Below are 12,626 nucleotides of genomic sequence, written 5' to 3' on the forward strand. Positions count from 1 at the left end.
TGACTCCTGACTCCTGGCTCCTGACTCCTGACTCCTGGCTCCTGACTCCTGACTCCTGACTCCTGACTCCTGCCTCCTGCCTCCTGCCTCCTACCCCCTGCCTCCTGAATATTGAACTACTGACGGCGGAAAAACTTATGATTATCGAGGATGAGGAACTGCGGGATATTTATAAAACCGCCACATCGGAACGATTACAGAAATTAGAAGCCAGTTTACTGCGTCTGGAGAAGCAACCCCGCGATAGTAAGAGCCTCGATGAATTTTTACGCGAGGCGCACACGCTGAAGGGGGATTCCCGGATGTTGGGGGTGATCGATGTCGAAAAACTCACCCACCAGATCGAGGAACGCGTGGCCGGGGTGCGGAGGGGCGAGGCGATCCTCAACGAGTACCTGTTCGATCGACTGTACCGGGGACTCGACGCGCTCCGGGAACTGATTCACGAGGCCGTTACCGGGACGAAGGCGGCGATCGATGTCGTCGAGGTGATGGCGCGGTTAACGGGAGAGGACGGGACGGAAACCGATTCGCCCTCGAAAATCTCTCTGGAGACGGAAGACAATTCTAAAGATACTTTTCCCGGCGAGGAATCTTCTTTCACCCCGGATACCTTGGAAACGATCCGCGTGGAGTCGGGGAAGCTCGATCGATTGATGGGGCAGACGGGAGAACTCACCGTGACCAACGCCCGGATCGCCCGTCAGATGACCGATATCGACGATCTGATCGAGCTTTACGAGGACTGGCAGAAAGAGGCCGACGGGCCGATCGAACGACATCAAAAGCGTCTGGAAACGCTGGGAATCCTGCTCGATCGCCTGAAAGACACCGCGACCGAAAATTTCGCCCGTCTCGAAGCGATCGCCGGCGATCTCGATTCCGGTATCCGTCAACTGCGTCTCTTACCCCTGTCGAACCTGTTCGCCTTTTTCCCCCGCATGGTTCGGGATCTGGCGCGGGAGATGGGCAAGGAAATCGACCTGATTATCGAGGGGGGCGATATTCCCGCGGATAAACGGATTATCGAGGAGATGAAAGACCCGATCCTGCATATTCTCCGGAACGCTATCGATCACGGTTGCGAGACGGTGGAGGAACGGATCGCCATCGGGAAACCGCCGAGAGCGACGATTCGTTTGAGAGGGTATAGCGATGGGAGTCGGGTGGGGATCGAGATTAGTGATGACGGTCGCGGCCTGGATCTGGAAAAGATTAAAAATACCGCCGTCCGTCGGGGACTCTATAGCGCGGAACAACTCGATCGATTCCCGGACGAACAACTGCGATCGCTGATTTTCGCGCCGGGTTTCTCCACCCGCGACCGGGTGACGGAGATTTCCGGACGGGGGATCGGACTGGACGCGGTTCGGAACTCGATCGAGCGTCTCAAGGGAACTTTATCCCTGACTTCGGTTCTGGGGATGGGTTGTCTGTTCCGCATCGAGATCCGCGCCACCCTCGCCACCACTTCGGTGTTAATTCTTCGGGTCGCTCATCTCCTCTGTTCCCTCCCCGTGGAATCGGTGGAAACCGTCCGGCTGATTTCGAGGGAAGAAATTTCGCGATCTGACGGTCGATCGGTGATGCTGTGGAACGATCGTCCCGTCACGGTGGCTTGGTTGGCGGATCTGTTAGAGGTTCCGGTGACGGTTCCGCGTTCTCCGGTCGCGGCCGGGGAGAGTCAGAAATCGATTCCCTGTGTCGTTTTGAGAGTCGGCGAGGAACGTCTCGCGTTGCTGGTAGACGAGGCGATCGACCAACAGGAAATCCTGATCAAACCGCCTTGCAAAGTCCTCCAACGGATTCGCAACGTCACCGGATCGACCATTCTAACTACCGGGGAGGTCTGCACGCTTCTCAATCCCCTAGACCTCTTAGAAACGGTGAATAAAGGCTTCCGACCGGCACCGATTATCGAGATCGAGGAAAATCCCGTCTCTCGAAAATTACTGCTGGTCGAAGATTCGATCGTGATCCGTACCCAACTGCAACGTCTGTTGACTACCGCGGGTTACGAGGTCTCGATCGCTACCAACGGATGGGAAGGGTTACAAAAACTAGAGAGTGAATCATTCGCCGCCGTCGTGTCTGATGTGGAAATGCCCGATCTCAACGGGTTAGAAATGACCTCCCGAATCCGTCAACAGGAGAACTATCGGGACTTACCGATCGTTCTCGTCACCACCTTGGCCACCGAGGAAGATAAACGCCGCGGGGCCGAGGCCGGGGCTAACGCTTATCTAACTAAAGGTGATTTCGATCAGAAAATTCTCTTGAAAACTCTGGCAGAATTGATCGAAAATCGCTATCGATAACCACCCTAGTTATTCATGGAGGATTCCCATCATGCCCGCGCCCGTTAAAGTTTTACTCGTCGAAGATTCTCCCGTCGCGTTAGGAGTTTACAAAAAAATTCTCGAATCCTCTAAAGACATCGATGTGGTAGGAACCGCTTTCGATGGAGCCGAAGCCTTGACCATGATCCCGCAAGTTCAGCCCCAAGTGATCTGCACCGATTTACAGATGCCGAAAATGGACGGGTACGAGTTTATCAAACAGGTCATGGCTCATAATCCCCTACCGATTCTCGTACTCAGTAACGTCGTCCAGAAAAGCGATATCGATAATATCTTCACGGTGTTGAAATCTGGCGCGGTCGATGTCATCCCCAAACCCCAAGGCGCGAGTCCCGAATCGTCGGAAGAGTTTAAAAAGCAGTTGGTTGTTAAGTTAAAAGTTCTGGCGACCAAAAAAGTGGCCGCCAAACCGTTAACCTGATCGCGCTTTTTTGGGTTTGTAGTTGCTGATTCCTAATTCCTGACATCTACCTCGATCGAGGGAATTAGGATTTTTTTATCGATCGATAAAATGATTTTAGAGAATTCAATATTTGATTCTCTTAGACATTAAGTGAAAAATATTTCCTATGTTACATTTTGGCGCGAACCTCGCATCCCTACCCTTAACACGTCGAGTAGGAACCCCGATATTAACCCACTGCAAACCCTGTATATTGTCTGATTAAAGGTTCGTGAAAAGCTAAGACAATATCTTCTTTAGGAATACCTAATTTAACCAATTCATTGGCAATTCCTACTTCGGTTCCATCGTGTTGAATCCAGATTTTAGCATTTTTAATCTCTTCGGGTCTAATTCCCCGCCACTCTCGGCGTTTCAAGACCATAGCGTCCGAAGAGTGCTATTGAGCGAGGTCGAGCCGCAACGCGTGTGAGCCGAGCGAAATGATACCCCGTCCGCTTGCGGCGGGGATGTTCATTCGCTGGTTTTGTTAAAAAATATAATTTTTTTTGACCGAGCTTGACATTTCTTTCCCCCTGTGTTACGTTTTGTAGCGTTAATAAATACTTCTTAAGGGGGATGACAAATATGAAACTAAGAAATACTTTAGCCATTAGCGCGACTGCCTTAAGTTTAAGTATGGCTGGCTTTGCTGGAAATGCCTATGCAGGAAGTTTTACGACGACATTAACGCTATCACCGGCTAGTGTTGACGGAATTAACAGAGTTGTTCTCAATTTCTCCACTAACTCAACGACCGGTACGATAAATAAAAATGGTTTAATTAATTGGGATTTAGAGCTATTCGCCGGCACTACTTCTCTTTTTAGAGATACTGTTGTGAGTGGTGGGGTGTTGCAACCCTCTTCCTTTGGATTTACTAGAAGTATTGATTTTAGTTTCAATCTCGATACTTCCACCTTAACTACATTTGATAATGATGTGTTTGCTAATCGCATAAATGCCAATTATGTTGGTATTTTCTACAATGCTTTCAATATTTCCGCTAATCAACTCATAATCTGTAAAAATACTAATGGGGTTGCAATAGATGATAATGGTCCGGGGAACTGTCCTTCTTCTACTTCTACCTTTACTCAGCAAACCCAACAAAGCCAGGCCACTCCAGAACCGGGTAGCGTGTTAGCCTTATTAGGGTTAGGTTTAGGGACTTTGGCTGTTAAAGGGAAAAAACAGGCTTAAATGTCTCTAAGGTTGGCAACGATAACCGATTTGTGATGCCATCGTTGTCGAGAATTTTTGAATTAATTTGGTGTGTAGGGGTTAACGTTGGTTGACCCTTTTTTGATGGGTCGCACTTTTACTCCCCGAAAATAGTCCATGCAGATTTTTTCTGATTTTTGGGTTGAAGTAAGTAGGCTTAATTAATGATTAGATAGTGGAACGGGCTTCTAGCCTGTTAACGGGTTCGATCGCCTACAGCCTGTTTATTGCCTCGTGGTGGGAACCGCTGACCTAACCTATCCTACGGCCTCTGCCCCCACAAGATAGAAAAACCGGACAAGCGGGGAGGGAAATTAGGGTTGTAAATCTCGATGATTAGAAAAATCTGTAGTTATCGCTACATTTTTTCGCATTGTTAGCGTATCCTGATATAAAAGCGAGTTCTCCCGATCGCCTCGCCCCGTGGATATGAAAACCTCGTTCTCGAAACTTCTCGATCGCCCGTTCCGAAAGCGTTTTTTAACGCCTCGATCGACTATAAAGCTCACTTATCGAGATTATCAACCCAAATTTACCTACCAACAGATTCTTTTCTCGTATATCGGCAGTTTTCTCGGGATCGCTTTCCTCGCCTATCTTTCCCTCTACAGTAGCTATCCCCTCATCGCCGCACCGTTCGGCGCTACCGCCGTGTTAGTGTTCGGGGTTCCCGATAGTCCCTTCGCCCAACCCCGGAACGTGATCCTCGGCAATACGTTTAGCTCGATCGTGTGCGTGATTTTCATCTCCCTATTCGGTTCCCAACCCTGGGTGATGGCCCTGGCGGTGGCCACCGCGATCAAGGTGATGCTATTGACCCGTACCGTTCATCCACCGGGGGGCGCGGTCGCTCTCGTGGGAGTGATGAGTCATGCCGACGGTCATTTCGTTCTCACGCCCGTACTGTTGGGATCGATATTGATCGTCCTCTCTACCTACCTGTTTCAGAATCTCGTCGCCCGCAACACTTACCCGCGACATTGGCTATAGGGATGGGAAGCGGAAAAGCGATCGGGAAGTCGTTAGTATAGACACAGTAGACCGGAGTAGCGATCCGCTCCGAACCGGCTCTCTTTTTTTGCCACTTTCCCCGATGACTTTTTCCTCCGTTATTCGCTCGATCGAGAAATCGCCCCTCACCGCCGAACTTCTCCAAAAACTCACTAAAAACGGCTCTTTAACCCTCACGGGTGTCTCCCGCTTACCCAAGGGTCTAGTATCGTCCGCGTTAGCCCGTCGCGACGAGAAAAATCTCTGTGTCGTCTGCGCCACCCTAGAGGAAGCCGGACGGTGGGCGACCCAATTCGAGGCGATGGGCTGGAAAAGCGTCCATTTTTACCCGACTTCCGAGGCTTCTCCCTACGAGGCTTTCGATGTCGAGTCGGAAATGATCTGGGGACAACAGCAGGTTTTATCGGCGTTAATCCGGGATGGCGCGGGAATCGCCGTCGTTACCACCGAGAAAGCCCTACAGCCCCATCTTCCTCCCCCGGACGTATTTCAAGCCCACGTTTTAAATTTTCACCTCGGGATGTCGGTAGCGTCGAAAGATCTCGATGTTCGCCTGGCGCGCCTGGGTTACGAACGGGTATCGCTGGTCGAAACCGAGGGTCAGTGGAGTAGAAGGGGCGATATTGTCGATATATTTCCCGTCTCGGCGGAATTACCCGTCCGTTTAGAGTTTTTCGGCGATGAGTTGGAGAAATTGCGGGAATTTGACCCGTCTACCCAGCGATCGCTCGATTCGATTCCCGGTCTTCTCCTCACCCCCACCGGTTTCGCGTCGATGATCCTTTCGGGTTTGGAAGAAACGGGAAAAGACAACGAGTTTCGAGAGTATTTAACCCCGGAAGAGGTCGAGAAATTCGAGAATGGAATCTATCCCGCGGGAATGCAGAGATTTTTGGGGTTAGCTTTCGAGAGACCGGCTTCCCTGTTGGATTATCTGCCCGAAAATACCCTACTCGCGTTCGACGAGGTGGAATCGTGCCAGACGAGAAGCGATCGACATCTAGACTATATCGAGGAACGCTGGCAAGAACTAGAGAGACCTTTGCCCAAAATCCACCGACCTTTCGCCGAATCGCTGGAAATCTCCCGAAAATTTCCCCATCTCTACCTTTCCGAACTGGTGGAAGCGTCGAAAGAGAACGCGGTCAACCTCTCCAGTCGTCCCATTCCCACCACGCCCAACCAATTCGCCAAACTCGCGGAGATCCTGCGGGGAAAACGGGAGGTTTATAGCGGGATTAAGCTGAATAAATACGCTACGTGGCTCGTTTCCGCCCAGCCTTCCCGTACCGTCTCCTTACTCCAAGAACACGACTGTCCCGCCCAATTCATCCCCAATCCGATCGATTTCGGGGCGATCGATCGACTGATTATCCAGAATACCGCCGTCGCCCTAAAATATTCGGGATTGGCCGAATTAGAGGGATTTATCCTACCCACCTATCGGATCGTCGTCGTTACCGATCGGGAGTTCTTCGGACAACACGTTTTAGCCACCGCGGGCTATATTCGCAAACGGCGCCGGGCCGCGTCCGCGCGGGTGGAAGTGGATAAACTGCGTCCGGGCGATTTCGTGGTCCATCGCGATCACGGTATCGGCAAATTTATCAAGCTGGAAAAAGTCGAGAGTACCATCAGCGGCTTGATTCAAACCCGCGATTATCTGGTTATCCAGTACGGGGACGGAATATTACGCGTTCCCGCCGATTCTCTCGATAATCTCTCCCGTTACCGTCACACCGGTAGCCAGCCCCCCGAATTACACAATATTTCGGGGAAAGCCTGGGAAGCGACGAAAACCCGCGTTCGCAAGGCGGTGAAAAAACTCGCCGTCGATCTGATCGAACTCTACGCCCAACGCGCCAAACAAGAAGGTTTCGCCTATCCTCCCGATAACCCGTGGCAGGAGGAATTGGAGGATTCTTTCCCCTATCAAGCCACCGCGGATCAACTGAAAGCCATACAGGACGTGAAACGGGATCTCGAAAGCGATCGACCGATGGATCGGCTCGTCTGCGGCGACGTGGGTTTCGGGAAAACGGAAGTCGCCATCCGCGCGATTTTCAAAGCCGTCACCGGGGGGAATAAACAGGTCGCGCTTCTCGCCCCGACGACGATTCTCACCCAACAACACTATCACACCCTCAAGGAACGGTTCGCGCCCTACCCGATCAATATCGGTCTGTTGAATCGTTTCCGCACCAATTCCGAGAAAAAGGACATCGTGCAGAGATTGAAAACGGGGGAACTGGATATCGTCGTCGGTACGCAGTTATTACTCAGTAAAGCCGTAGAATTTAAGGATTTAGGGCTGTTGGTGATCGACGAGGAACAGCGTTTCGGGGTGAATCAGAAGGAGAAAATTAAAGCCTTAAAAACCCACGTCGATGTTCTCACCCTCAGCGCGACCCCGATCCCGCGCACTCTTTATATGTCGCTGTCGGGCATCCGGGAGATGAGCCTGATTACCACGCCGCCCCCGTCCCGTCGTCCGATTCAAACGCATCTTTCCGCGTATAACGAGGACGCGGTGAGGACGGCGATCCGCAACGAGTTGGATCGGGGCGGACAGGTGTTCTACGTGGTGCCGCGAGTGGAGGGTATCGAGGAACGCGCCGGCAAATTACAACAGATGATACCGGGGGCGCGGATCTCGATCGCCCACGGACAGATGGACGAGGCCGAATTAGAAACGACGATGCTGGCGTTTAATAATTCGGAGGCGGATATTCTCGTCTGTACGACGATCGTGGAGTCGGGGTTAGATATTCCGCGGGTGAACACGATTATTATCGAGGATTCGCAGAAATTCGGCTTGGGGCAGTTGTATCAACTGCGAGGTCGGGTGGGTCGATCGGGCGTACAGGCCCACGCGTGGTTATTGTACCCGGATAAAGGCGAGTTAACGGACACGGCGCGGCAGAGATTGAAAGCGATCCAGGAGTTTACCCAGTTGGGATCGGGGTATCAGTTGGCGACGCGGGATATGGAGATCCGCGGGGTGGGGAATTTATTGGGCGCGGAACAGTCGGGACAGATGGAAGCGATCGGTTTCGAGTTGTACATGGAGATGTTACAGGAGGCTTTGCGGGAGATTCAAGGGCAGGAGATCCCGAAAGTGGAAGACACGCAAATCGATCTGAAACTGACCGCGTTTATTCCGGGGGATTATATTTCCGATACGGAACAGAAAATGGACGTGTACCGCGCGATCGCGACCGCGGATTCCAAGGAAGCGTTAGCGGGAGTGGCGGCGGATCTGCTCGATCGCTACGGCGCGATTCCCTCCGCGGTACAGCAATTATTCAAGGTGATCGAGTTAAAACATCTGGCGAAATCCCTCGGTTTCTCCCGCATCAAACCGGACGGAAAACAACACGTTATTCTGGAAACGCCGATGGAAGAACCCGCGTGGAAACTCCTACAGGAACACCTTCCCAAACACGTACAATCGCGTTTCGTTTACACGCCGAAACAGGTGACGGTGAGGGGGTTAGGTTTGGTGAAACCGCAACAACAATTAGATAGTTTGTTGGAGTGGTTGGCGAAGTGTAAGGATGGATTACCCAGCGCGAGTTAAGGAGAACGATCGAGCCATTCTTCTAATTGATGGATTTCCGACAATCCGAATAAAGCGATGGCTAGATCGTCTAATTGACTAGAGGATAATCGTTGTATTTTCGGTTCGATCGAAACGGGAACTTGTCCAAATTTTTCCTCGATCATTCGGGAAATTAAAGCTCGTTTCCCTTCTTTAATTCCCTCCTCTCGTCCCTCGACGATTCTTTCTTCGGGGCTAAGATAGCGATCGCCCGCTTCGTCGTACCAATATAACCATTCTCTGTCGATACCGAGATAAAAACCGAATTCTCTGCCGATTCCTAAACCCAACTCCTCTAACCAAACCGGTTCGCCTCGCAGTAATTCATATTTCCCGTTGACGAGTCGATACACTTCTAAACGGGCTTTCCGTTTTCGGAGGGGATTATACACCACGTACAAAGGGATTCCCATCTCTTCGTAAAAGGCTTTTTTCTTCGTGTATTCACCCCGTCGCTTGTGGGAAACCACCTCGATCACGAGTGTCGGTAGTTTTAATTCTTCCCAGAGAACATAAGATAGGCGTAAATCCTCGTCGATAATCCGCGGGACTCCGATGCTTAAAAATCCGTCGGGGACGATAGCGGGTTCGTTGGGATCGTAATAGATGCCCATATCCACCCCGAAAAACCAATCCATCCTTTCCGACCAAATTAGGGCGAGAATGGCTTTGAGTAAATGGGGGATTAGATCTTGTAGTTCGTTATCCACGGGGGTATCGTCGGAATCGGGTAGATCCTCGGCACTGGGGAGACAGTCGAGGGGATTGTATTTCAAGAGCATGGTTATCCTCTCGGTGAAAGAATGGGTTCGATCGATCTCGTTCCTTGACCTTTCTAGTGTAATGGTACGATCGAGGCGAACGGCTTTTCATAGGTAGGGGATGGAATTCTATAGCGATCGATTCACGGGGGAGTTAGCGGCCTTGGCGGCGGCGGCTCTCTGGGCGATTTCTTCGGCTATTTATAGCCTTTTGGGGCAAAAAATCCCGCCTTTATCGCTGAATTTTCTCAAGGGACTCGTGGCGATCGCATTACTCGGCTTTACTCTCGGTTTGAGCCAACAATCTTTAGGAAACGTCGATAAAATTTCCGTGTTTATCCTGTTGACAAGCGGGGCGATCGGCATCGGGATCGGCGATACGGCCTATTTCGCCGCGCTCAACCGGTTGGGACCGCGAAAAACCCTTTTATTGGAAACCCTCGCACCTCCCATTAGCGCGATATTAGCGATGGTTTTCTTGGATGAATCGCTGAAAATACAGGCGTATTGCGGCATTTTGTTAACGATTCTCGGTGTGGCCTGGGTTATCTCCGAGAGAACGATCGAGACGGGCGATCGATCGAATTGGCGCGCGGGCATTTTTTGGGGATTGGTAGCGGCTACCTCGCAAGCTTCCGGCGCGGTGTTATCGCGTCACGCGTTGCTGGAATCGGGGATGTCATCGCTGTGGAGTACCCTTTTCCGGCTTCTCGCGGGGACGGGAATCGTTTTCGCGATCATGGCGTTCCGTCATCGCGAAACGGTCTCGATCGCTTGGTCGCCCCGTTTAATCGGGATTATCGTTTTAACCGCTTTCGGCAGTACCTATCTAGGCATCTGGCTACAACAAACCGCGCTGAAATTTTCCCCCGTCGGTATCGCGCAAACCCTCACCTCGACCAGTCCCCTATTCGTGTTACCGATCGCCGCGATGATGGGAGATCGGATCGGGGTTCGATCGATTTTAGGAGTAGCGATCGCTCTAGCGGGAATCTGGCTATTATTTCGGTGATTTCAAATTAATCGATCACTTTCCATCGTCCTGTAATCTTGTTTTCGAGAGAATACGAGTTTTCTTCAAGTCGCTATCGCTAAGTTCCTCGCCGGTTTGGAGACGGGTGGCGTTGTTTTGGAGGACGGTAGCGGCGTTTTTCTCTCCCAATTGTAAGGCGGTTTTGGCCGCGCTTTGTAATAAAGTGGCCGCGCCGCTTCGATCGCCCTGTTTGAGCTTTTCCTCGGCGATTTGCGTTTGTCGGTATTTGGCGAGAGTGAGAATCGATTGTTGCACTCGATCGTTCGGTTGTGGCTGATAGATTGCCTGCGATTCGATCGTGATCGGTAGGGTTTCCGAATACAGTCCCGTTCGTGAGGTGGAGGGATCATCGTAGCGAACCTTTACCCGCGCGATCGTCTGCATTCCCGCGGGAAGTTGCGAGATATAAAAATTCACTAAAACGATTTTTTCCTCGTTCACCATTAGATCCCCGAGACGGGTGGTGTAAAAATCTCCCTCGGTTTGTACCGCGAGTTCGATCGTGTCCGGCGCGACTTGGGCGATCGGTTTTAACTCCGCCAAACGGACGCGGGGATCGAGTTCTAAGGTTAAATACGCGTTCGTTAACCCGACCGATTGTAAACGACTAAAAAGGCGGGTAAATTCGACTAAAGCCTGTTCCGGCTGTTCGATATAAGCGAGAGTTCCGCCCGCGAGATCGGCGATTTTCTCTAGAATATCCTGATTCCAGCGATTGCCGAAACCGAGCGTATTCACGGTAATACTGTATTCCGACGCGACCCCCGCGAGTTTCAAACAGCGATCGTTATTACCGTGTTCATTCTCGCCGTCGGTTAATAGGAAAATATGGGAAACGCGATCTTTACTACCCGCCGCGGATTCTTGAATTCCTAATTTAATGCCCTCGTCGATGGCGGTTCCCCCGTCGGCTTGTAATTGTTCGATCGCTTTAGTAATCGTCTTTACATCGCTAACGGATTGATTGGGAACGATCACTTTCGCGCGATGATCGAAGGCGATCACGGAGAGTCGATCGTTTTCTCCTAGAGATTCTATTAAACTGAAGGCCGCTTGTTTAACGGTTTCCAAAGGTCTACCGCGCATCGAACCGCTATGATCGAGAACGAGACAGAGATTGATCGGTAAACTCGTTCCCACCTGTTCGGTAGTCGCGGCGATCGATAGCGCGAGTTGACGCTGACTTCTGGTTTGATTCGCGTCGAGATGGGAATCACTTAACGCCGATTTTAGAGTTACGTGCATAGATTTTTCAGGGAATAAAAGGCAAGAGTCAGGAGGCAGGATTCAAAAGAAAGAAGTTAGAATAAATTAGTTTTAAAATCGTTTAAAAGCTTGCTTATCGAATTTTTGTATCTTGACAGATAAACCACGAGGTGTATACGTTAAGAAACGATTCATCAAACTTTTTTCTCTTCACATTTTACTGAACTCGATTATCGATCGGACGAAAAAAAGTGTTAAGTTTGCAATTGGAATTGTTCCAGCAACCACCGCGCGACGATGCCGTGATTATTCTCCCGACTACGTTGTAACGCTTCAGTAACGAGGGCGATCGACAATCCGGGCAAACCCCTAGAAATATCGACGCGTTGACTGCCTCGTTCGAGCATCGCGAACGCGATCACCCGCGCGTTTACCACATCGACTACCCAGTATTCCGAAACCCCTAATTCTTCGTATAATAACCGTTTATTCCCCAGATCGTCCGCGATTGTCGTGTTAGAAACCTCGATCACTAGATCGGGTGCCGGATAGACATCGAGATCGATAATCGAGGTTCCGTAGGGAATAATATCGGCTTTGGAACCGAAATAATAAGACGCGTCGGGTTGTACTTCCCGAACCCCCATTTTTCGATAGGAACAATTATCCCGTCCTTGAAAATCGAGGTTTTTAAGTGTACCGTAAAGATTTACGGTATACACGACGATAGTATGATCGCAAGCGTGGTCGTTGCCGATCGGTGTCATTTCTAATCGGTAATATCCGTCGGAATAGTAACTTTTATAATACGTTCCGGAGCGATCGACTTGTTCGATCGCCTGTAAATACTCCTCCCATGTCGCTTTCACCCAAGTATCGGCGAGAATTTCTTGCTGTAGCTGGCTCATAAATTCACCGGGGTCGGGGATAACTTTATTGTAATCCGATCGAGCGGTCGGCTTTCCGGGAGAAGGTTTTCGCGCCCTAA

Annotated in this window: 9 protein-coding genes and 1 pseudogene; 6 read left to right on the forward strand and 4 right to left on the reverse strand. The window is 50.8% G+C overall.

Going from position 1 to position 12,626, the window contains the following annotated elements; translation table 11 throughout:
• The first annotated feature begins 137 nt into the window (after window positions 1-137).
• Both V0288_RS19230 and V0288_RS19235 read left to right on the forward strand, forming a co-directional pair.
• Window positions 138-2,318: a hybrid sensor histidine kinase/response regulator gene (locus tag V0288_RS19230; RefSeq protein ID WP_332866780.1), complete on the forward strand. Its 2,181-nt coding sequence runs from the start codon at window positions 138-140 to the stop codon at window positions 2,316-2,318.
• Between the two features lie 31 nt (window positions 2,319-2,349).
• Window positions 2,350-2,781 carry a response regulator gene (locus V0288_RS19235; RefSeq protein WP_332866781.1) on the forward strand — a complete coding sequence of 144 codons (432 nt, stop codon included), beginning with the start codon at window positions 2,350-2,352 and terminating at the stop codon, window positions 2,779-2,781.
• Window positions 2,782-2,992: 211 nt separating this feature from the next.
• Here the strand turns inward: V0288_RS19235 and V0288_RS19240 are convergent.
• Window positions 2,993-3,142, reverse strand: a pseudogene (locus V0288_RS19240) (element excision factor XisI family protein); the annotation flags it as partial.
• Between the two features lie 248 nt (window positions 3,143-3,390).
• Between V0288_RS19240 and V0288_RS19245 the strand changes: the two are divergent.
• From V0288_RS19245 to mfd, 3 genes are all read left to right on the forward strand, one after another.
• Window positions 3,391-4,005: a PEP-CTERM sorting domain-containing protein gene (locus tag V0288_RS19245; protein WP_332866783.1), complete on the forward strand. Its 615-nt coding sequence runs from the start codon at window positions 3,391-3,393 to the stop codon at window positions 4,003-4,005.
• A gap of 450 nt (window positions 4,006-4,455) precedes the next feature.
• A complete protein-coding gene (locus V0288_RS19250) occupies window positions 4,456-5,016 on the forward strand; it encodes an HPP family protein (protein ID WP_332866784.1) in 561 nt (186 codons plus the stop codon).
• Between the two features lie 103 nt (window positions 5,017-5,119).
• Window positions 5,120-8,617 carry a transcription-repair coupling factor gene (gene mfd / locus V0288_RS19255; RefSeq protein WP_332866785.1) on the forward strand — a complete coding sequence of 1,166 codons (3,498 nt, stop codon included), beginning with the start codon at window positions 5,120-5,122 and terminating at the stop codon, window positions 8,615-8,617.
• Here the strand turns inward: mfd and V0288_RS19260 are convergent.
• Entirely contained in the window at window positions 8,614-9,420 is an 807-nt protein-coding gene (locus tag V0288_RS19260) for a Uma2 family endonuclease (protein WP_332866786.1), read from the reverse strand. The two genes, mfd and V0288_RS19260, sit on opposite strands and share 4 nt — an antisense overlap.
• A gap of 100 nt (window positions 9,421-9,520) precedes the next feature.
• On the opposite strand from V0288_RS19260, the gene V0288_RS19265 reads away from it, so the two are divergent.
• On the forward strand, window positions 9,521-10,411 hold the full coding sequence (locus V0288_RS19265; protein WP_332866787.1) for a DMT family transporter: 891 nt from the start codon (window positions 9,521-9,523) through the stop codon (window positions 10,409-10,411).
• 15 nt (window positions 10,412-10,426) lie between these two features.
• On the opposite strand, the gene V0288_RS19270 is transcribed toward V0288_RS19265, so the two are convergent.
• Both V0288_RS19270 and V0288_RS19275 read right to left on the reverse strand, forming a co-directional pair.
• Entirely contained in the window at window positions 10,427-11,677 is a 1,251-nt protein-coding gene (locus V0288_RS19270; protein WP_332866788.1) for a vWA domain-containing protein, read from the reverse strand.
• Between the two features lie 215 nt (window positions 11,678-11,892).
• Window positions 11,893-12,546 (reverse strand): Uma2 family endonuclease, encoded by a 654-nt coding sequence (locus tag V0288_RS19275; protein ID WP_332866789.1) that lies wholly within the window; start codon window positions 12,544-12,546, stop codon window positions 11,893-11,895.
• Window positions 12,547-12,626 lie beyond the last annotated feature (80 nt).

Source organism: Pannus brasiliensis CCIBt3594 (assembly GCF_036688125.1).
Classification (GTDB): domain Bacteria; phylum Cyanobacteriota; class Cyanobacteriia; order Cyanobacteriales; family Microcystaceae; genus Pannus; species Pannus brasiliensis.